Source organism: Serratia sp. CoH_134_PS_4 (assembly GCF_058190535.1).
Genome location: NZ_JBXWKI010000007.1, coordinates 196,061 through 216,131 on the forward strand (window position 1 = coordinate 196,061; position 20,071 = coordinate 216,131).

The following is a 20,071-nucleotide window of genomic DNA, read 5'->3' on the forward strand; positions in this document are numbered from 1 at the left end:
CACAGCGTGTATGTGGTTGTTACAAACAGGTGCCAGTTAAGTGAACAATATAAACTCAGACCAACTTATAAATGAGACACAGCTCACAGGGGTGACCCAGGCTCAGGTTCATCAACGCGGGCAACTCGCCACCGCACAGCCGGACTGGCTGGCGGAAGAAGTCCCGGTCGCGCTGGTCTATAATGGCATCTCTCACGTGGTCATGATGTGCACGCCCAAAGATCTGGAGGCATTCGCCCTGGGTTTTTCCCTGTCGGAAGGCATCATCGAATCACCACGCGATATCTACAGTATAGAGATTAACCAAACCTGTAACGGGCTGGAGGTACAAATAGAGCTCTCCAGCCGTCGTTTTACCGGTTTGAAGGCACGCCGTCGTGCCATGGCAGGCCGCACCGGCTGCGGCGTATGTGGTATTGAACAGTTGGCGGATATTTTCCGTCCGCTGCCTGCGCTACCTTTCACCCAGCGCTTTTCCCTCACCCATCTTGATTCCGCATTGAAACAACTGCGAGAAGTGCAGGAAGTGGGGCAACTGACCGGTTGCACCCATGCCGCCGCCTGGTTATCGCCGCAAGGGGAATTGCTCGGTGGATGTGAAGACGTCGGCCGTCATGTTGCCCTGGATAAACTGCTCGGCGTCCGTGCACAACAGGGTTGGCAGCAGGGCGCGGTATTAACGTCCAGCCGTGCCAGCTATGAAATGGTGCAGAAGGCTGCGATGTGTGGCGTGGAGATTTTGTTCGTGGTGTCGGCGGCCACTTCATTAGCCGTGGAGATCGCCGAACGCAGCAACCTCACGTTGGTCGGCTTCAGTAAACCCGGCCGTGCCACGGTGTTTACCCACCCGCAGCGCATTGTTGATTAGGCTAAAGCCACACAATAAGTAGGGCATTGATAATCATTTTCAATATCATTTAAATAACTATAATGATCCGACTGCTTACGCGGTGCTCACATAATGCGCCGCCCATATACCCTTGGAGATGATGATTATGAGTTACTCACTGCCATCCCTGCCGTACGCCTACGACGCACTGGAACCGCATTTCGACAAGCAGACGATGGAAATCCATCACACCAAACACCACCAGACTTACGTTAACAACGCCAACACCGTGCTGGAAGCTTACCCAGAACTGGCTCAATACAGCGTTGAAGAACTGATCCAGGATCTGGATAAAGTGCCTGCTGACAAACGCACCTTCATGCGTAACAACGCTGGCGGTCACGCTAACCACAGCCTGTTCTGGAAAGGCCTGAAAATCGGCACCACCCTGGGTGGCGATCTGAAAGCGGCTATCGAACGTGATTTCGGCAGCGTTGAGAAATTCCAGGAAGAGTTCGAGAAAGCCGCAGCGACCCGCTTCGGTTCAGGTTGGGCTTGGCTGGTGCTGAAAGGCGACAAACTGGCTGTAGTCTCTACCGCTAACCAAGACAGCCCGCTGATGGGCGAAGCCGTTGCCGGCGCTTCAGGTTTCCCAATCGTGGGCCTGGACGTGTGGGAACACGCTTACTACCTGAAATATCAAAACAAACGTCCAGACTACATCAAAGCATTCTGGAACGTGGTTAACTGGGATGAAGCCGCTGCACGCTTCGCTGCGAAGAAGTAATTCGCACTCGGCAATAAAGATACCCGCTTAATGCGGGTATTTTTTTGACCAAAATTCGCTAAAGTTTGACCGCTCTTTGCCGATGGTTTGTTCAATTGACGTTCGCCCGGAAAGGAAAATCATTATGGCGGCATTGCAAACATTGGCAGGAAAGTTCGTTCATCTCACCGTCGGTAAAAAGCTCGGTCTCGGATTTGGTCTCATGCTGTTGCTGACCGCAATCATCGCCGGTACTGGCGCACAGTATCTCCATATCATTGAATCACGGGCCTATCGCATCGATTTTAGCAATCGTCTGAACGACGAAATCAATCAGGCCAAATATAACCGTGCGCTCTTCGGGCAAACCTACAAACCGGAATACCTCAACAATAACCGCACCAGCATCGAAAATGCGGTGAAGCTGATCAACCAGGGCCAGAACCTGAATTGGGATCCTCAGAGCAAAAAAGACCTTCAGCGTTTGGTCGTGCTGATCAGCCAATACCAGCAGCAGCAAAACGCCTTCGAAAAGGCGGTGGCGGCGAAAGATGCCGTGCGCCAAAGCTGGAACATGTCGGAAGTGCAGGACAACCTGAACCAGGTGGAGCGCCAACTCACTAATGGTGACCTGCAACTGGCCTTTATTCAGTTGAACCAGAAGCTGACGCTGGTGCGCTACGGGGCACGCGGCCTGTTACTGAGCCTGAGCGCCGAATCCGAAGCACCGCTGATCGCAGCAATTGACGACGCACGTAGCGCCGCAAATGCGCTGAGCCGACGGCTCAGCGACGCCCAACGTCCTCTGCTGCAACCCTTGCTGACCGCTCTCGACGACTATAAAAACCGCATTGAAGCCTACCTGCCGGCCTATCAACAGGAACAGTTAATCAGCCAACGCCTGGGCAACAGTGCGCAGGAAGTCGGCACACTGGTCAACGCCTTCTTACAGGATGAATTGACGCAAACCCATAACGACATCAATTCGGCACAGATGCAAATGGGCATTACCACGCTGATTGCCATCATCGTCGGCTTGCTGGTTGCCTGGCGTATCACATTGCAGATCACCCGGCCGTTGCAAAGCACTCTCGCGCTGGCGGAACGCATCGCCAGTGGCGATCTGCGACAGGCACAGACCAGCACCCGTCGTGATGAACTGGGCCAGTTACTGAACGCCGTCGCGGCCATGAGCCAAAACCTGCGCGATATGATTGAGAAAATCCAGATGGGGGTCAGCCAGGTGTCCACCGCCGCCGCAGAGATTGCCGCGGGTAATACCGATTTGTCCTCACGTACTGAACAACAGGCTGCCGCAGTGGAAGAGACGGCCGCCAGCATGGAGCAACTGACCGCTACGGTGAAACAAAACGCCGAAAACGCCCACCACGCCAATCAGTTGGCCACCGATGCGTCACAAACGGCCCAGCAGGGCGGCAAGCTGGTCGAGAACGTGGTCAGCACGATGCGCGACATTTCCAGCAGTTCGCAGCGAATCGCCGAAATTACTACCCTGATCAACGGCATTGCTTTCCAGACCAATATTCTGGCGCTTAACGCGGCAGTAGAAGCCGCGCGCGCCGGGGAGCAAGGCCGCGGCTTCTCGGTAGTGGCCAGCGAGGTCCGTAATCTGGCACAGCGCAGCGCCCAGGCAGCGAAAGAGATCGAAGGACTGATTACCGAATCCGTCAGTCGGGTACAGACCGGTACCACCCTGGTGGAAAACACCGGCAATACCATGGAGCAAATTGTCCTGTCGGTTACCCATGTGCGTGACATTATGGCGGAAATCGCCGCAGCCTCCGACGAGCAAACCCGCGGCATCGCCCAAATCGGCCAAGCCATTGTCGAAATGGATCACACCACCCAGCAGAACGCCGCGTTGGTGGAAGAATCTGCCGCCGCTGCCGACTCCCTGGAAGAACAGGCGGAAATGCTGCTGCAAAGCGTGTCGGTGTTCCGTTTGGCGGAGCAGCAGGCACCTGCTGCGGTGAGAACCTCAGCACCGAAAGCCTCAACCAGTAAACAACCTGTCCCCCATACCGACGCACAAGACAACTGGACTACGTTCTAATGATCTCCCGCCCGAAACCTCTCGGGCGGGTTATTGTTCCCCTCTACCAACTCAGGCTATGCTTGTCCATCGACGCGAGACATGGAGGCGCATATGCATCAACCTGAGGTTTATATCGGCACTGTCCAACCCTACGAAGGCGGGCGGCCTAGCGGCATCGCCAAGCGCTTGGTGGACGGTGCAGTCAAGCTGACCCCGCTTGGCCTGGAAGGCGACGAACAGGCGGAGAAAAGTTATCACGGCGGGCCAGACCGCGCGCTGTGCCACTATCCACGTGAGCATTATGACCACTGGCGTGAACAATTCCCGGCGCAGGCCGAACAGTTCAGCGCACCCGCTTTTGGCGAGAATATCTCTACCCTGGGGCTGACCGAACACAACGTGTTTATGGGTGACATCTTCCGCTGGGGCGAAGCGCTGATCCAGGTCACCCAGCCACGCTCCCCCTGCTTCAAGCTCAACTACCATTTTGATATCGATGACATTTCAGTGCTGATGCAGCAAAGTGGCCGGTGTGGCTGGCTGTACCGCGTGGTGTCTGCCGGTAAAGTCAGCGGCGATCATCCGCTGGAACGGGTCATGCGCAACAGTGATGTTTCTGTCGCAGAAGCCATTAGCATCGCCTGGCATATGCCGTTTGATGAAGAACAATATCGCCGCCTGCTGGCCGTTGCTGGGCTATCTGCCAGTTGGAGCAAAACCATGCTCACGCGTATCACCGAAGGCCGTCTCGAAGACTTTAATCGCCGTTTGTTGGGCCGCTAAATAGGTTGTTGGGAATAAACGTGGCGCGGCATGCTGCGCCACCCCTTTTCATCCGCCTATACTGTTCAGCGTCGGTCGTTCCGACAACCTCTTTCAGGCAGGAGCAACGTTATGAACATCTCGTCTCATCCGATCCACCATGCCGCAGCCGCGGGTTACCAGGCCAACGCCGATCGTTACGTTAAAGGACGGCCGGATTATCCACCGGAGATCGCTGCCTGGCTGCGCGATACCATCGGCCTTCATGCAGGTATGACGGTGATCGATCTTGGGGCCGGCACCGGCAAGTTCACCCCACGCTTACTGGAAACGGGGGCACAGGTCATCGCCGTTGAACCCGTGGCACAGATGCTGGAAAAACTCTCGGCAGCGCTGCCGCAGGTGAAGACATTGGCGGGCACGGCCGAGTCGATCCCGCTGCCGGATGAGTCGGTTGACGCAGTGGTCTGCGCGCAGTCTTTCCATTGGTTTGCCACGCCGAAGGCGTTGGCCGAGATCCAACGTATCCTCAAGCCCGGTGGCAAGCTTGGTTTGGTGTGGAATATGCGTGATGCTCGCGTGAGCTGGGTACGTAAGCTGAATCAGATTGTCGACCGCCACGAAGGCGACGCGCCGCGTTTTTACACCGGCGAATGGCGTAAACTTTTCCCGTTCAAAGGGCTGGATGCGCTACAAGAACAGGTATTTATGCTTGGCCATCAAGGCGCGATAGAGGATGTGATTTATAACCGGGTGCGTTCCACCAGCTTTATCGCCGCGTTGCCGCAGCAACAGCAAGAACAGGTGATCGATCAGATTCGGCAATTGGTGGCAGAAGAGGGGGAGTTGCAGGGCAAAGAAACCGTCACTGTGCCCTATCAAACCAAAGCGTATTTCACTACCAAGCTATAACGCTGGGCGCCACATAGCCAAAATAATCGGCGTTGCGGCAAGAACTCCCGTCACAGACTCAAGTCAGTGACGGGGAATTCAACGTCAGTGATGACGGGTACCGACGATCAGAAGGCTTTTTTGGCGTAGCCGGTGACCACTTTCAGGCCCATCTCACGGCCCAGCGCAGTCATCGGATGCACCACGATCAGGCCGCGCACGTTTTTCTTCAACGTGCCCATATCCGCCTGTTCTTTCTTGGTGATTTCACGGCTGAACGGCAATTGGTTCAGCTTTTGCGCTTCTGCACTCAGCTTCTCAACGCGAACGCCTTTCAAACGTTCGATTTCCGCTGCCAGCTTCTCTTTTTCTTTGGTGTGCTGCGCAATCAAATCAAGATTACCCTGTTGGATCACCAGGGTGTCTTTGTGGTTCAGTGCGTCCAGCAGGTCGCTAAGGCGCTTAATCTCTGCCTTTTCTATCTCTTTCATGGTGTCTGGCCTGTTGTGCCTGTACGGCACGCTAATCAATGATGCCCACATTGTAGCAAAATGCGCGCGTGGTTACCCGTCTTGCGCAATGCCCGGCGGCAGGCCGCTCATCTCGCAGGCTTTGGCACCGACACGCGCCAACGCCTGGCTGTAACGTGCATTAAACGGATAACAACAGGAGAGTCGCAGCGCATTGCGGTAACGACCGCTGGGAGAGTACAGCGTACCCGGCGTCAGACAGATCTGCTCCTCCAATAACTGGTGGAACAGTGCCACGCTGTCGACCCCGCTCGGGAATTCTACCCAAAAGACAAAGCCGCCTGCTGGCTGCGTGGCTCGAGTCCCCCGCGGGAAGTGACGTGCGATCAACGCCCGTGCCTCATCCACCTGGGCTGCGTAGCGTTTGCGCAGGTTACGCAGATGATGATCGTAGCCGCCGGTTTCCAGGAACATCGCCAACGTTTCCGACAGTAACTGTGACTCGGACATCGACGATACCGCCTTCAGTTTGCGCAACGCGTCGTTGAAACGCCCACCGCTAATCCAGCCGATGCGGAAATCCGGAGCCAGCGTCTTGGTAAAGCTGGAACAAAACAGCACCCAGCCACCACGATCGAAAGACTTCACCGCGGGAGAAAGTGCCCCCCCGAACTGGATCTCCGCGTATAACCCGTCCTCAATGAGCGGCACCTGATGATCGTTCATCAGCCGAGCCAGGCGTTTTTTCGCCGCCAGCGGCATGGTGCAGCCCAGCGGATTCTGTACCGTCGGCATGGCAATGACCGCGTTCAGCCGCTTCTCGTTCAGCAGCAGTTCCAGCGCGTCAAGCGACAACCCGTGTTGCGGATCGGTTGGGATTTCCAACGCCTTTAGCCCCAGACTGGCCAGCAACGGCAACAGGTAAAAATAGGTCGGCGACTCCAGCCCGACGCAGTCCCCCGGCTTGGTCGTCACCCGCAGCGCCAGCTGCAGCGCTTCCATACAGCCGTGCGTCAGCGTGATGTCGTTTGGCTCCAGCAACATGCCCAGCGCCATCGAACGCCGTGTGATCTGCTGACGCAGCCGCAGGCTCCCCGGCGGCAGCGCGTACTGCCCGATCAGGTTTGGCTGACGGCGCAGTTGCGACGACAGCATCCGCCCCAACTTGCCGCCGGGATAAAAATCTGAGGTTTGCGGACAGGCAAGCGAAAGGTTGGTGAAGGCCGGATTCTGCTGGGCGGCAAACACGGTGTCGATCAACGCCAGCACATCGTCCGCCGGAGGCTCTATGCGGTTACTGGTCGGCGAGGCCGCCTTTAACGCCGGTAGGGTGTTGCAGACATAAAAGCCCGACTGCGGTCGTGCCTCTATCAACCCGCGATCTTCCAATGTGCGGTAAGCCGCCACCACGGTGTTGATACTGACGTTATGGGTCTGCGCGCAGCGGCGCACCGAAGGTAAACGGCTGCCGGGCAGCAAGGTACCGCGGCGTATGGCTTCCGCCAGCGTATCCGCCAGTTGCTGGTAGCGCGTTTCCGGTATTTCATCGAGCAGGGTCACAGTTTGTCTCCAGGCAATGGGTACAGTTTCATATTGCAGAAACTGTACCCATGACAATAGCTTGTTTCTGGTTCTGTCACCATCCGTCCGCAGGTTTTATGCTGGTTCCTTTGCTCCCATCCCCTTTAAGGAACCCGTTATGTTGGACTCAGCCTTTATCAGTTATGTCACCGTTATGTCGATTACGCCGGGTCCCAACAACCTGCTGCTGGCATCGTCCGGAGTGAACTTTGGCCTGCGCCGCACGCTGCCGATGGTATTTGGCATTAGCGTCGGTTGCGCGGTGCAGCTGGCCCTGACCACCACCCTGCTGGCGCTCATCCTGAGTTGGGCCGGTATGATTCGCTTTCCGCTGGCGGTGATCGGCTGTACCTATCTACTCTGGCTATCATGGAAATTATTCCAGGCCGCGTCACCGGACGGCAAACAACAGGCGCAACCGATGCGCTTAATCAACGGCGCCCTGTTCCAGGCGGTAAACCCTAAGGCCTGGCTGATGGCAATTAACGTGGCTATTCTCTTCACCCCACGCGAAGGGACCAGCCTCAGCCACACGCTGATGATCATTGCCGGTTTTACCGCATTGAACATTCCTTGCGTATTGGTGTGGGCGATATTGGGCGATCGTCTGCGTGATGCGCTACGGGTGACCTGGAAACTGCGGTTGTTCAATGGCGTAATGGCAGGATTGATGGCAGCCACGGCGCTGTGGCTGTTATTCGACGAGTGGCGTGCGGCCTTTGCTTAACTGCGACCGAGAGGTGAAAGCCGGGAGGGTTGTTTGGCACCGATACCGGCGATCAGATCGGTCACCGACAGCACCATAGTAGAGCGCAACACCTGCTGGTATCGCTGACGCTGCATGGCGATCAGCGATTCTTCCGCTTCGCCGGGCTGCAGGAAGGTCGGTACCGGCGGCAGCGCAGCCACGCAGTGCAGTTCGCCGAAGGGCCCGAGGATTTCATCATCGACAAAACGGTATTCCGAGCCGTCGTGGTTCAGCTCTTCACGCATTGCCATCAGCAGCTCGGCGTCTTCGTACTCATGGCGAGAGATCACGCCCAGCCCATACATCAGCTTCAGACGCACCGACAGTTCACCCAGCGGGCCCGCACCGGACAATAGCGGTTCGACGGCATACTTCACCGCATAGTCGTCCTTACGGAACACCTGCACCACCAGCACGTTGAGCGCTTCTGCCAACAGCTCTACCGCTGCGATCAGAAAACTGCGCACCGTCTTGCCAGCGTTCAGCCTTTCCAGAACCTTATTTTCAAATGCCTGTGCTTCTTCCATCGTCGCTTTTCGAATGGCGTGGGAGGGGTATGCTGTATCGGTCACTAATTTAATACCATAGGCGTTATTGTCGCAGCCAGTTTGCGAGCGGACAGCGCGCAGAATCCGGAGCGTACACGTAGTACGTGAGGAATTCGAGCACTGCCCAACCGTAAAATGGCAAGTAAAATAGCCTATTGGCGCTGCATGGCGTTATACACAGCAATGGCCTGTTCTACAACCTCACTTTCAGCCGGCAGACCGGAAATTTGCGCCAGCGCGGCTTTTGGCCCCAACTCGGCCAACAGTTCTACCAGCTCTTTGGCCTGCGGATCCTGTTCGCTGCGGTAGCTCATCGCGGCAGCAATGCCCTGAATCAGATTGGCATGCGGTAAGCCATATTCCAGCGTACCGAGCAGAGGTTTGATCAGACGGTCGCCGGCACTCAATTTACGCAGCGGCTGACGGCCCACACGCTCAACGTCGTCATGCAGGTACGGGTTCTCAAAACGGCTGAGGATTTTGTCGATGTAAGCAGCGTGCTTGGCAGCATCGAAGCCGTAGCGTTTGATCAACACGGCACCGCTCTCTTCCATCGCGCCTTTTACCACGCGGCGGATCGCCGGGTCGAGAATGGCATCGCGGATCGTCAGCAAGCGAGCCTGTTGCCCGAGATAAGCCGTGATCGCATGGCCGGTATTGAGCGTAAACAACTTGCGCTCAACAAATGCCATTAGGTTATCGGTCAGTTCCATGCCGGCGATCGCCGGTGGTTGGCCTTTGAACTGGGTCTGGTCAACAATCCATTCGCTGAAGGTTTCTACCGTCACTTCCAGCGGATCGATGCTACCCGCTTCCGCCGGCGGCACAATACGGTCAACCGCCGAATCAACGAAGCCAACATGCTGTTCGACCCACGCCTTATCTTCCTGCGGCAACACATCGAACACGTGCTGTTTTAACTGGCTGGTGCCACGCACCATGTTCTCGCAGGCAATGATGTTTAGCGGTTGGCTGTTACCCTGCCGATGACGTTTGCTCAGCCCTTTGGCGATCGTGCCCGCAATTTTAGCCAGGATTTGTGGGCCCACGGCAGTGGTCACGATATCCGCTTCGGCGATCAATGCAACCGCCTCGTCACTGCCGCTGTTAACTGCACTGACATTGTTGACCTGTTCGACCCGGGCCTGCTCGCCAACCACGTGAACCTGATAGCTTTTGCGGCTGTTCAGCAGGTCCAGCACCGTCTGGTTAACGTCGGCAAAGGTCAGTTCGGCGTGCGCATCCGCCAACAGCTTGCCGATAAAACCTCGCCCAATATTTCCCGCACCGAAATGTAATGCTTTCATAGTCCTACCTTTCTAATGTCGAAGGGTGCAGCAAGCTGCACCCCTTAAAATGATTCTGTTATCAGGCTTTTTTGCCGCCCAGCAGATCCAGCACTTCCTGCACGCTGGTCGTGTTCGCCAGCCGTTCGATGACACCGTCGTCATCCAATGCATTGGTCAGGCTGGTAATCACCTGGATGTGTTCGTTGTTGCGTGCTGCGATACCGATAACCAACCGCGCCACTTCATCCTCTTCATCACCGAAACGCACACCCTGCGGGTATTGGCAGAACACCACACCGGTACGCAATACCCGGTCTTTGGCTTCGATGGTGCCGTGCGGTACGGCGATCGACTCACCCAGGTAGGTAGAGGTCAGTTTTTCGCGTTCCAGCATCGCCGGGACGTATTCCGGCTCAACGTAGCCGCCTTTGACCAGCTGTTCACCGGCAAAGCGAATCGCCTGCTCTTTGTCGCCGGCCTGTAAGTTAAGGAACACGTTGCTTTCACTGAGTCTGAACAGGTTTTGTTCGGACGCCTCAAAGCTATCGTCCAGTGTGCTGATGACTTTCTGCTGGTTATCCGTGGTTTTGTTAGCGGCCACCAGACGCTCGGTCAGATCGCTGTACAGCTTGCTGTCGAGGAAGTTGGTCAGCGAAATATGCTGAGCCTGAGGCGCATGGCGCATCGCACGCTCAGTCAGATCACGGTGGGTGATCACCAGATCGACATCATCCGGCAGGCTGTTGATGGCACTGTTGGTCACCGAAATGTTTTTCAACCCAGCGTCCGCCACCTTCTTGCGCAGTACGCCAGCGCCCATCGCACTGGACCCCATACCGGCATCGCAGGCGACGATGATTTTGCGCACCGTCGTCAGATCACCATCTACCGCTGCGTGTGCCGCTGCACCCCCTTTGGACTGAGACTTCATTTCCTGCATGCGGCGAGTCGCTTCTTCCAGATCATCCTCTTCTTTCACTTTTGACGTTTTCAGCAGGAACGCTGACACCACGAAGGACACGGCAAAGGCCGCGACCACGGCTGCAATGTTGGCGAAGTAAGCGCCTTTTGGCGTCATTGCCAGCACCGCCAGGATTGAACCCGGTGAGGCCGGGGACACCAGGCCGCCGTTCAGCATGGTGAGCGTGAATACGCCGGTCATGCCGCCCAGAATTACCGCCAGCAGCAGGCGTGGATTCATCAGCACGTACGGGAAGTAGATTTCGTGGATACCCCCCAGGAAATGGATGATTGCCGCACCGCCCGCAGACTGCTTGGCACTCCCGCGACCAAAGAACATGTAGGCCATCAGCACGCCCATACCCGGGCCTGGGTTAGCTTCGATCAGGAAGAAGACAGATTTGCCGGCTTCGGTCGCCTGCTGGATGCCCAGTGGCGAGAAGATGCCGTGGTTGATAGCGTTGTTCAGGAAGAGAATTTTCGCCGGTTCGACGAAGATCGACGCCAGTGGCAGCAGGTTGTTCACCACCATCACATGCACGCCGGCTGCCAATAGCTTCGACAGCACTTCGACCAGTGGGCCTATGCCCAAGAAGGCCAGAATTGCCAGCAGCATGCCGATAATGCCGGCAGAGAAGTTGTTCACCAGCATCTCAAAACCGCTTTTGATCTTGCCGTCTACCCAGCGGTCAAAATGCTTTATCGCCCAGCCACCCAACGGACCCGCAATCATCGCGCCGAGGAACATCGGCATGTCAGCACCGACAATCACACCCATGGTGGTGATCGCACCGACCACGCCACCGCGATCGCCACCGACCAACCGGCCACCGGTGAAACCGATAAGCAACGGCAGCAGATAGGTGATCATTGGGCCAACCAGCTTGGCTAAGGTTTCGTTAGGCAGCCAACCTGTAGGAATGAATAAGGCAGTGATGATACCCCAGGCGATAAATGCGCCAATGTTGGGCATCACCATGTTGCTTAAGAAGCGGCCAAAGTTTTGAACTTTGACTTTGATGTCTGGTGAAAACATAAAACACACCCCTATTGTTACGCGCTGACAATAGAGCGCGTGATTATTGTTGTTACGATCCAGCCGTGTTGTTGCTGTATGCGCAATGGACTCTATCACGCTGTTTTTACCGCGCGAACTTCACGGATTTTTTGTGATTAACATCACACAAACACCCCCATAAACAGGTTACTTATAGTGATGCATCTCACATTTAATGAGTGTAAAAAAGCCACAACGAGAACAAAATGCGCCTAAAACTCAATTAAATGTGATGCTGGTCACATTTAATTGATGCGTGTTTGTTTTTAAATTGTGATGTTTATCACAATCTATTTTTCGGTCACTACCGAATCCTGGCTTGGGGGTGGTCTTCCCTGTGAGCATTCATCCCGTCGGGAAATAACGGGGCGATGAATGAAAGAAAACTACATGTCGAAAAACGATGATTAATTGAAGTGTAGTACAGAAGCGTCGCGCAAGAAGTGGGCAAGCTGTTGGAAAGACTGGAAGGGAATACCTGGAACAGAAAGGCAGAAGCCGGAACATCGGCTTCGGCCTTTCTACAATTACTGGGTCACGCTTGAGACGGTTTTCTGTGCATTCAGTAAATCCTGCTGCTTGGCCACCAGATTCGACATCATGGTGTTGTACTGCGTCGCCTGCTGGGAAGTACGGAACTGCACGCCGTTATTGTTGAAGCTAACCTGATTACCTTGGGTACGCAGGAAATCACCGACCTGGACCAGATCCTGGACGAAACTGGCGGTGGTAGGAATAACCGGCATCAGCGCATTGGCCGGCCCGGTGACAATCTTGTCATAAGCCTGGTTATATACGGCTTTCAGATCGTCGGGTTGCTTCAGTGCTGCCCGGGCAGTGTCTGCCTGTGACTTCGCCGACTGAATCTGCTGCCCCAGCAGGTTCAGCGCTCCAACGGACTGCTGCAACGTATCACGTTTGCTCATGTAGTCCTGTGCGGTGCGGATCTGGTTAATCTGATCCAACGCCGGTGTCAGGCTCGCATCCAATGACTTGGACAATTGCTGGGAAAAACCAACCAAGATGGCGTAATCCCCAGCATAGTTACCGAATTTCTGTTTCTGGTCTTCGCTCAGCGTCGGGATTTTCGCGCCGCTGCGCATCACCGTATTCTGTAAGTAATCAATAAACGCCTTGCGTTGTTCCGGCTCTTTATCGCCGCAGGCAGTCAGCTGCATGACCACCAACAATGCCAATACCGGGGCCAACCAACGCGCGAAACTCCTGCTCTGGATCCCTACCGCCATGTGACATAACTCCTGTTATAAACCTGCTTTTTCATCGGACTCCGTCCCTTTTGCTGCACTCCTTGCGCCTATAAGAATAGATCAACTGAGTGCGATCCGATACGCGATTCACCGTTCAGGGGCTATTCTTTGGCAATAGCGCCTAATGGCAGTATCTGAAACAAAGCCTTCCCCCCAAATCGGCGGGCTATTGGCGATGCCAAAGGAAAAAACCGGGGGACACGCCAGCAGCAATAAAAAAGGCGCCCTAAGGCGCCTTTTCCTGACAGGACGGTTTACTGCAGTACGGAAATATCCGCCACCTGCAGGAACAGCTCACGCAGCTTGCTCAGCAACGTCAGACGGTTCACACGCACCGCGTCGTCTTCTGCCATCACCATCACGTTGTCGAAGAAGGCGTCGACCGGTTCACGCAGGTCAGCCAGCTCTACCAACGCATCTTGATAGTTGCCTGCGGCGAAATACGGCTCCAGCTTATCGCGCAACACCACCAGATGGGTCGCCAGTTTGATCTCAGCCGATTCTTTCAATACCGAGGCATGTACACGGTCATTCAAGGTATCGGTAGACTTAGCCAAGATATTGGAAACGCGTTTATTGGCCGCAGCCAACGCTGCCGCGGCTTCCAACGTACGGAAGTGCGTTACCGCCTTCACACGCGCATCAAAGTCAGCCGGTTTGGTTGGACGGCGTGCCAGCACAGCCTGAATGGTGTCAACCGCGTGGCCTTCTTCCTGATACCAAGCGCGGAAACGACCCAGCATGAACTCGACAACGTCATCGACAACCTTGGCGTTGGTCAGCTTGCTGCCATACAGGCGCACAGCCTCTTCGGTCAGCGTCTGCAGATCCAGCGTCAGGTTCTTCTCAACGATGATACGCAGCACGCCCAATGCGGCACGACGCAGCGCAAACGGGTCTTTATCCCCTTTTGGATGCTGCCCGATGCCGAAAATACCGGCCAGGGTGTCCATCTTGTCGGCGATCGCCAGTGAGCAAGCCACCAGTGATTCTGGCAGCGCATCACCAGCAAAACGTGGCTGGTACTGCTCGTTCAGCGCTACGGCAACGTCTTCCGCTTCGCCGTCATGGCGCGCGTAGTGCATACCCATCACGCCCTGGGTGTCGGTGAATTCGAAGACCATGTTGGTCATCAGATCGCACTTCGACAGCAGGCCTGCACGGGTAGCGTGGTTAACGTCGGCACCAATCTGGCCGGCAACCCAGCCTGCCAACGCCTGAATACGGTCAGTCTTGTCACGCAGGGTCCCCAGTTGCTGTTGGAACAGCACGGTTTCCAGACGCGGCAGATTGTCTTCCAGACGTTTCTTGCGGTCGGTGTTGAAGAAGAATTCGGCATCAGCCAAACGCGGACGCACTACCTTCTCGTTACCGGAGATGATTTGCTGCGGATCTTTGGATTCGATATTGGCGACAAAGATAAAGTTCGGCATCAGTTTGCCCGCGGCGTCATACACCGGGAAATACTTTTGGTCGCCCTTCATGGTGTACACCAACGCTTCCGCCGGTACTGCCAGGAATTTTTCTTCGAATTTAGCGGTCAATACCACCGGCCATTCTACTAACGAAGCCACTTCTTCCAGCAGGTTTTCGCTCAGATCGGCTTTACCACCAAGCTTCGCTGCCGCCAGTTCAGCGTCACGCTTGATCAGCGCTTTGCGCGTATCGTAATCGGCGATGACCTTGCCGCGTTCCTGCAGGATCTGCGGGTATTGGTCGGCGTTATCGACGGTGAATTCAGCTTCGCCCATAAAGCGATGGCCGCGAAGGGTGCGGGCAGAATCAATACCCAGCACGGTGCCCGGGATCAGCTCTGCACCCAGCAGCATCGTCACGGTATGGACCGGACGCACAAACTGCACGTCGGAATCACCCCAGCGCATCAATTTCGGGATCGGTAACTTGGCCAGCGAACTGCTGACCATGCCCGCCAGCAGCGCTTGTGCGGACTGACCTTTAACATGGGCGCGATACAGCAACCATTCACCTTTGTCGGTAGCCAGGCGTTCGGCCTGATCGACGGTGATACCACAACCGCGAGCCCAACCTTCGGCCGCTTTGCTGGGTTTGCCTTCGGCGTCAAACGCCTGAGCAATTGCCGGGCCGCGTTTTTCGACTTCGCGATCGGCTTGTGCAGCGCTCAAGTTGGCCACTTTCAACGCCAGACGGCGCGGAGCGGCAAACCAGCTCACTTCGCCGTGTTCGAGATTGGCGTTATCCAGCTCGGCGGTAAAATTCGCGGCAAAAGCTTCTGCCAGTGAACGAAGAGCCTTCGGCGGCAGCTCTTCCGTGCCGATTTCCACCAGGAAAGTCTGTTGAGTCATGGCTGCCTCTTAGCTCTTGTTCTTTTTGCACATTGGGAAGCCCAGCGCTTCGCGGGAAGCGTAGTAGGCCTCAGCAACGGCTTTGGTCAGCGTGCGGATACGCAGAATATAACGCTGGCGCTCAGTCACGGAGATCGCCTTGCGCGCATCCAACAGGTTGAAGGTGTGGCCAGCCTTCAGAATACGTTCGTACGCCGGCAACGGCAGTGGTTTTTCCAGCGCCAGCAGCGACTGAGCTTCTTTCTCGTACTGCTCGAAGCAGGAGAACAGGAAGTCCACGTCAGCGTATTCGAAGTTGTAAGTGGATTGTTCCACTTCGTTCTGGTGAAACACATCGCCATAGGTGGTAACGCCCAACGGACCGTCGCTCCACACCAGATCGTAAACGCTGTCCACGCCCTGAATGTACATCGCCAGACGTTCAAGACCGTAAGTGATCTCACCAGTGACTGGCTTGCACTCCATACCGCCAACCTGCTGGAAGTAAGTGAATTGCGTCACTTCCATGCCGTTCAGCCACACTTCCCAACCCAGGCCCCAGGCGCCGAGCGTCGGGTTTTCCCAGTTGTCTTCAACGAAGCGGATGTCGTGAATGGTCGGATCCAGACCCAGCTCTTTCAACGAGCCCAGGTACAGTTCCTGAATGTTGTCCGGCGATGGCTTAATCACGACCTGGAACTGGTAGTAATGTTGCAGGCGGTTCGGGTTTTCACCGTAGCGACCGTCGGTTGGACGGCGGGACGGTTGCACATAGGCGGTGGCCATTGGCTCCGGCCCCAGTGCGCGCAGGCACGTCATCGGGTGTGAGGTTCCCGCGCCAACTTCCATGTCCAGCGGTTGAACGATGGTGCAGCCTTGGCGCGCCCAATAGTCCTGCAGTGTCAGGATCAAGCCCTGAAAGGTCTTGGTATCAAACTTTTGCATGTTGAATTCGCACGCGATACAAGTGGATTTAAATGGGATGCGCCAGTATACCCGTTGACCGTAAGATATACAGCCTGAATCCAGCAACAAGTGCGAATCTTCGAGAAGAAACCGGTTTAATACCGCCTTTTAGAGCCGTTAAACTCAATGGACCGCATCATTTTTCCACATCAAGGAGCACCGGCCGGATAAGCTGCAGCTCCATCCCAAGCCTAATGGCGTGTTTGGCATTGGTAACACCCAATTTTTTTACTGCGTTACCAATATGATATTTTATCGTCGTCAGCTTCACCCCCAAAATAAGAGCTATTTCCTGATAGGATTTCCCCATACTTGCCAGGTAAAGCACCTCATTTTCACGCGCAGAGAAGATTTCCTTTCCATTTATTCTTTCAAAGTACCCGACGCTATTTATATTCTGGTATTTTGTGATTAATGACTCATGGGTAATTATTAATAACATCTGCAGTTTATTTTTGTTTTTCTCTAATTTTCCCACGTCACCAGAATATTGGCCATCCAGAAAAAAAGATAACACAACAAGGTTATGGTGATGGTCATGAAGCACAAAAGTATAGCCATTAACGATGTTATACCCTTTTGCCGCGTCAAATAACGTAGAGAACTTCACCCCAGGCTCAACAATGAGGTTTTCATCCCAAGAGAAAGGTGTTAGACGATTGGAAGCGGTGATAAGCACAGGATCAATAAACTGAAAGTTATTTTTTGTATAGAGTTCAAACCAATCTGTTCTGTTTGAGATGACAGAAAAATCAACCGGATTCCTTTTGTTCATTATCGCATAAACATATTTTATATTATTATAATTAGTAAGCTCACTCTCTAAATCTCTTTTGATTTCATTATTGATAATTTCATTATCGAAGAATGATCTAGACACCTACACACCTCCTTGAAACAAAAATATAACATAGCATGATAATGCCAATAGGATTAGCACAATATATCGAAATGATCACACTGATAGTTATATTAACTTGCCTAAGATTTTCCAAGATAAGGCTATGGCAAGGAATGATTGGGTATGCTGAGAAATCAGCAAGCAATGTGGTGAATTGGCCCAGGATGAACATGCCTGGGCAGTGCTGAGAGCAGGAGGATTACCGACAGTCCACTCATGTGGCTTGAGCGACTAAAAAAACCTTATCTTGTTGATAGATAATGATTCCCTGGCGTTGGAGCATAAGTTGTAAAGCGACCTTTTTTTAAATTTTCTATTTCGTCGCTGTTGGCGCTCAAATCACCAAGCACCCTACTAAAGTACAGTGCTTACACTATGCCTTTTCATCAGATATGTAAATAGCTCGAAAGGGTAGCCACTCTGGAATCTTCGTATCTGATTCCAAGAAAACGCTTTTTTTAACACCACAACGATAAAGATCCCCTAACTGGGAAAACACACAGGAAGTTTTATCAAATTGAAATTTAATGATTTATCATCAAATGACACGCTATATCAGTCCGTCCCAGAAAGGACCGTACCTTGTGGCAATTCTGTGATTTTTGTCGCATAAGTTGACGGGCTTAATCGCAATAAAAATTCTATGGGTGGGCCCCGCACTTAGGTCCCACCCAAGCTTTTAAAACCGCGCGCTAACACCAACGTTATACATAAACTGTTCGCCGCTGCTCAGGCCGCCGGTTTGTGAAACGGTGGCAAATGCCGCGACCTGATCGGTCAGTGGCATGTTCGCTCCCAGCGTCACGTCCACCCAATTCTTATCCTGGTTGGCACTGTCGCGGGTAAACGAAGTCTGCGTGGATTTTAGCCCGCCGCCAGCGCGATAAACATCATCACCAAACTGATGTTGGTAGCTCACCTCAGCGTACGGGTTGAACAGGCCAAATTTCGTGTCCAGCCGCCAACCCAAGGCACCGATCTGCGAATGGTAGGTCTGGTCATTAAATCGCATCGCCGTGCTGTCGTTGCCGTCCTCGCTGTAGCCAGAGACATTACTGTAATCCCAGGCAAACTGCGCCATAGGCCCCGTAGTCAGGTAAGAGGTAATGGGGAAATCGTAACCGGTCGTCACGCGAGCCCCCCATTGCTTACCATCGGTACTGCCGGTTTCAGTACGGGTTAGCGATCCAAGCTGCATGCTGCGGCGAATATCATCGTAATTCATCGTCGCATAGTGCACATCGGCATTCACCCAACCGTGCTCAAACACGCTGAGAGAGGTAAAAGCCGAAAACAGCAGGCCACGCGCTTTATATTCATAGCGACTAGAGGGTTGTTGGTCATCATTGGAGCCCGAGATCAGCGCGCCGACCAGCCAGGCATCCGTCAGTTGGTAATCCACCCCGACCGTCAAGTTATGGGTGGTGGCGTTGCCGTCACCCGCCGCAAGATTGGAAGAGTAATCATAGTGTTGTCCGGCGTAACCACCGAACACGCCCAACGCCCCTTGCGGGTTATTATCGTTACTGCGCAACTGTTGGAACCGGCTGTCGAGGGTCGCGCGGCTGTCACGCGCCATAGCCGCTGTCGCCTGATTCAGCGCCACAACCTGTGCCGGGCCGTCCAGCACCGCCTGAATGTAATCGGCGATCAGCAGATGAGCCTGCGGGCTGGGGTGGAAATGGTCAGCAAACAGATAGGACTGGCTACTGTCGAAACCAGGCATGGCCGAACTGCACACGGCTGAAGAAACACCCGGCGGGCACGCCATGCCTGCGGTATTGGTGAAACCGAACTGCGCCGGATTGGCGATCGCCTCACTAAACAGTTTGTTCACGTCAACCCGAACGATATTACCGCCCCCCTGCGCCAGCAGGCGATCTTCGTTCTGATTATAAAAATCGGTCAGTTGCCCGGCTTGCGCACTTAGGCTGTCAAAAGCGGCAATCAACTGTGCGGCAATTGCCTGCTGTACCTGTGGGATTGTGCTGCCCTGCGCCGCCGCGGCCGTCAGGGCTTGGTGGATAGCCTGAGTCCGCGAGGCATTATCTGGCGTGGCCAATGAATTAAGCGTGACATAGGCAGCCTGTACCGCCGCGTTTTGCACCGGGGTTAGCGCCTGCTGGATAATCAGCTCCATCAACTGTGGCGTAGATCCAATATTCGGTACCGTCGGTACGATCACCGTTCCGGCGCCAGCATTCAGCAACGAGTGAACCTGCGCCGCCGCTGCCGCCGCGCTGTTATAGGCAACCCCCGGCGCGGTTGCCGGATTTAACGCCGCCGCTGCCAGATCGTTACCGCCAATCCAGTGAATATACAAACCCTCGCCATCTGCCCGGCCATTGACCCGGTTGAGGTAGCTCTGTACCTGATCCTGAGTGTTGTCCGCCGGGTTGAGTGCCGGTACCGCAACCCCACCACCCGCAGCGTAGTTATAGCCCCCATCATCTGAAGCCACTAATGCAGCACCAATGCGCTGCGCCAGCACTTCGTCATATAACGGATGCTTATTGCTGTCGTAGGTAAAACGGCCATTGTTGCCCGTGTCGCTCAGGCTGTCGCCAAACACATAAAGTTGGTCATAAGCCTGTGCCGGGGTAGTCATACTGCATAATATCGCCACTGCAAGCGCCGCTGGGCGGGACATGCACGTTATTTTTAGAGGCATGAATA

At 54.6% G+C, this 20,071-nt stretch carries 16 protein-coding genes; 6 read left to right on the forward strand and 10 right to left on the reverse strand.

Annotated features, from left to right (window positions below):
- The first annotated feature begins 49 nt into the window (after positions 1–49).
- The 5 genes from fdhD to AC2FCQ_RS13375 all read left to right on the forward strand — a co-directional run bounded on the left by fdhD (position 50) and on the right by AC2FCQ_RS13375 (position 5,325).
- On the forward strand, positions 50–868 hold the full coding sequence (fdhD, locus tag AC2FCQ_RS13355; protein WP_265556673.1) for a formate dehydrogenase accessory sulfurtransferase FdhD: 819 nt from the start codon (positions 50–52) through the stop codon (positions 866–868).
- A gap of 127 nt (positions 869–995) precedes the next feature.
- Positions 996–1,616 carry a superoxide dismutase [Mn] gene (gene sodA, locus AC2FCQ_RS13360; protein WP_037421110.1) on the forward strand — a complete coding sequence of 207 codons (621 nt, stop codon included), beginning with the start codon at positions 996–998 and terminating at the stop codon, positions 1,614–1,616.
- A gap of 124 nt (positions 1,617–1,740) precedes the next feature.
- A complete protein-coding gene (locus AC2FCQ_RS13365; RefSeq protein ID WP_209638006.1) occupies positions 1,741–3,669 on the forward strand; it encodes a methyl-accepting chemotaxis protein in 1,929 nt (642 codons plus the stop codon).
- Between the two features lie 93 nt (positions 3,670–3,762).
- A complete protein-coding gene (gene yiiM, locus AC2FCQ_RS13370; RefSeq protein WP_209638008.1) occupies positions 3,763–4,434 on the forward strand; it encodes a 6-hydroxyaminopurine reductase in 672 nt (223 codons plus the stop codon).
- 111 nt (positions 4,435–4,545) lie between these two features.
- A complete protein-coding gene (locus AC2FCQ_RS13375) occupies positions 4,546–5,325 on the forward strand; it encodes a class I SAM-dependent methyltransferase (RefSeq protein ID WP_490308388.1) in 780 nt (259 codons plus the stop codon).
- A gap of 107 nt (positions 5,326–5,432) precedes the next feature.
- Here the strand turns inward: AC2FCQ_RS13375 and AC2FCQ_RS13380 are convergent, their stop codons facing one another.
- Both AC2FCQ_RS13380 and AC2FCQ_RS13385 read right to left on the reverse strand, forming a co-directional pair.
- Complete coding sequence (locus AC2FCQ_RS13380; protein WP_209638011.1) at positions 5,433–5,795, reverse strand: YibL family ribosome-associated protein; 363 nt, start codon at positions 5,793–5,795, stop codon at positions 5,433–5,435.
- 72 nt (positions 5,796–5,867) lie between these two features.
- Positions 5,868–7,334 carry an aminotransferase-like domain-containing protein gene (locus tag AC2FCQ_RS13385; protein WP_490308389.1) on the reverse strand — a complete coding sequence of 489 codons (1,467 nt, stop codon included), beginning with the start codon at positions 7,332–7,334 and terminating at the stop codon, positions 5,868–5,870.
- A gap of 139 nt (positions 7,335–7,473) precedes the next feature.
- On the opposite strand from AC2FCQ_RS13385, the gene AC2FCQ_RS13390 reads away from it, so the two are divergent.
- Positions 7,474–8,082: a LysE family translocator gene (locus tag AC2FCQ_RS13390; RefSeq protein WP_209638015.1), complete on the forward strand. Its 609-nt coding sequence runs from the start codon at positions 7,474–7,476 to the stop codon at positions 8,080–8,082.
- Here AC2FCQ_RS13390 and AC2FCQ_RS13395 read toward each other — a convergent pair.
- The 8 genes from AC2FCQ_RS13395 to AC2FCQ_RS13430 form a co-directional block, all read right to left on the reverse strand.
- Positions 8,079–8,630 carry an MltR family transcriptional regulator gene (locus AC2FCQ_RS13395; RefSeq protein WP_037421127.1) on the reverse strand — a complete coding sequence of 184 codons (552 nt, stop codon included), beginning with the start codon at positions 8,628–8,630 and terminating at the stop codon, positions 8,079–8,081. The genes AC2FCQ_RS13390 and AC2FCQ_RS13395 overlap by 4 nt on opposite strands.
- A 173-nt stretch (positions 8,631–8,803) precedes the next feature.
- Positions 8,804–9,958 (reverse strand): mannitol-1-phosphate 5-dehydrogenase, encoded by a 1,155-nt coding sequence (locus AC2FCQ_RS13400; protein WP_490308390.1) that lies wholly within the window; start codon positions 9,956–9,958, stop codon positions 8,804–8,806.
- A gap of 61 nt (positions 9,959–10,019) precedes the next feature.
- Positions 10,020–11,936: a PTS mannitol transporter subunit IICBA gene (locus AC2FCQ_RS13405; protein ID WP_490308391.1), complete on the reverse strand. Its 1,917-nt coding sequence runs from the start codon at positions 11,934–11,936 to the stop codon at positions 10,020–10,022.
- A gap of 548 nt (positions 11,937–12,484) precedes the next feature.
- Positions 12,485–13,204, reverse strand: coding sequence for a DUF3053 domain-containing protein (locus tag AC2FCQ_RS13410; RefSeq protein WP_037421136.1), 720 nt, complete (start codon positions 13,202–13,204; stop codon positions 12,485–12,487).
- Between the two features lie 275 nt (positions 13,205–13,479).
- Positions 13,480–15,549 (reverse strand): glycine--tRNA ligase subunit beta, encoded by a 2,070-nt coding sequence (glyS, locus tag AC2FCQ_RS13415; protein ID WP_265556651.1) that lies wholly within the window; start codon positions 15,547–15,549, stop codon positions 13,480–13,482.
- 9 nt (positions 15,550–15,558) lie between these two features.
- Positions 15,559–16,473: a glycine--tRNA ligase subunit alpha gene (gene glyQ / locus AC2FCQ_RS13420; RefSeq protein WP_012004542.1), complete on the reverse strand. Its 915-nt coding sequence runs from the start codon at positions 16,471–16,473 to the stop codon at positions 15,559–15,561.
- Positions 16,474–16,630: 157 nt separating this feature from the next.
- Positions 16,631–17,374 carry a helix-turn-helix transcriptional regulator gene (locus AC2FCQ_RS13425; protein WP_490308393.1) on the reverse strand — a complete coding sequence of 248 codons (744 nt, stop codon included), beginning with the start codon at positions 17,372–17,374 and terminating at the stop codon, positions 16,631–16,633.
- Positions 17,375–18,074: 700 nt separating this feature from the next.
- Positions 18,075–20,066, reverse strand: a complete 1,992-nt coding sequence (locus AC2FCQ_RS13430) for an autotransporter outer membrane beta-barrel domain-containing protein (protein WP_490308394.1) — start codon at positions 20,064–20,066, stop codon at positions 18,075–18,077.
- Positions 20,067–20,071 lie beyond the last annotated feature (5 nt).

Excerpts from the sequence above, each read along its gene's own strand:
- AC2FCQ_RS13365 (WP_209638006.1), top strand. The coding sequence starts at position 1,741 with ATGGCGGCATTGCAAACATTGGCAGGAAAGTTCGTTCATCTCACCGTC.
- AC2FCQ_RS13380 (WP_209638011.1), bottom strand. The coding sequence starts at position 5,795 with ATGAAAGAGATAGAAAAGGCAGAGATTAAGCGCCTTAGCGACCTGCTG.
- sodA (WP_037421110.1), top strand. The coding sequence starts at position 996 with ATGAGTTACTCACTGCCATCCCTGCCGTACGCCTACGACGCACTGGAA.
- AC2FCQ_RS13430 (WP_490308394.1), bottom strand. The coding sequence starts at position 20,066 with ATGCCTCTAAAAATAACGTGCATGTCCCGCCCAGCGGCGCTTGCAGTG.
- AC2FCQ_RS13410 (WP_037421136.1), bottom strand. The coding sequence starts at position 13,204 with ATGGCGGTAGGGATCCAGAGCAGGAGTTTCGCGCGTTGGTTGGCCCCG.
- AC2FCQ_RS13390 (WP_209638015.1), top strand. The coding sequence starts at position 7,474 with ATGTTGGACTCAGCCTTTATCAGTTATGTCACCGTTATGTCGATTACG.
- AC2FCQ_RS13405 (WP_490308391.1), bottom strand. The coding sequence starts at position 11,936 with ATGTTTTCACCAGACATCAAAGTCAAAGTTCAAAACTTTGGCCGCTTC.
- AC2FCQ_RS13400 (WP_490308390.1), bottom strand. The coding sequence starts at position 9,958 with ATGAAAGCATTACATTTCGGTGCGGGAAATATTGGGCGAGGTTTTATC.
- AC2FCQ_RS13375 (WP_490308388.1), top strand. The coding sequence starts at position 4,546 with ATGAACATCTCGTCTCATCCGATCCACCATGCCGCAGCCGCGGGTTAC.
- glyS (WP_265556651.1), bottom strand. The coding sequence starts at position 15,549 with ATGACTCAACAGACTTTCCTGGTGGAAATCGGCACGGAAGAGCTGCCG.
- yiiM (WP_209638008.1), top strand. The coding sequence starts at position 3,763 with ATGCATCAACCTGAGGTTTATATCGGCACTGTCCAACCCTACGAAGGC.
- glyQ (WP_012004542.1), bottom strand. The coding sequence starts at position 16,473 with ATGCAAAAGTTTGATACCAAGACCTTTCAGGGCTTGATCCTGACACTG.
- AC2FCQ_RS13395 (WP_037421127.1), bottom strand. The coding sequence starts at position 8,630 with ATGGAAGAAGCACAGGCATTTGAAAATAAGGTTCTGGAAAGGCTGAAC.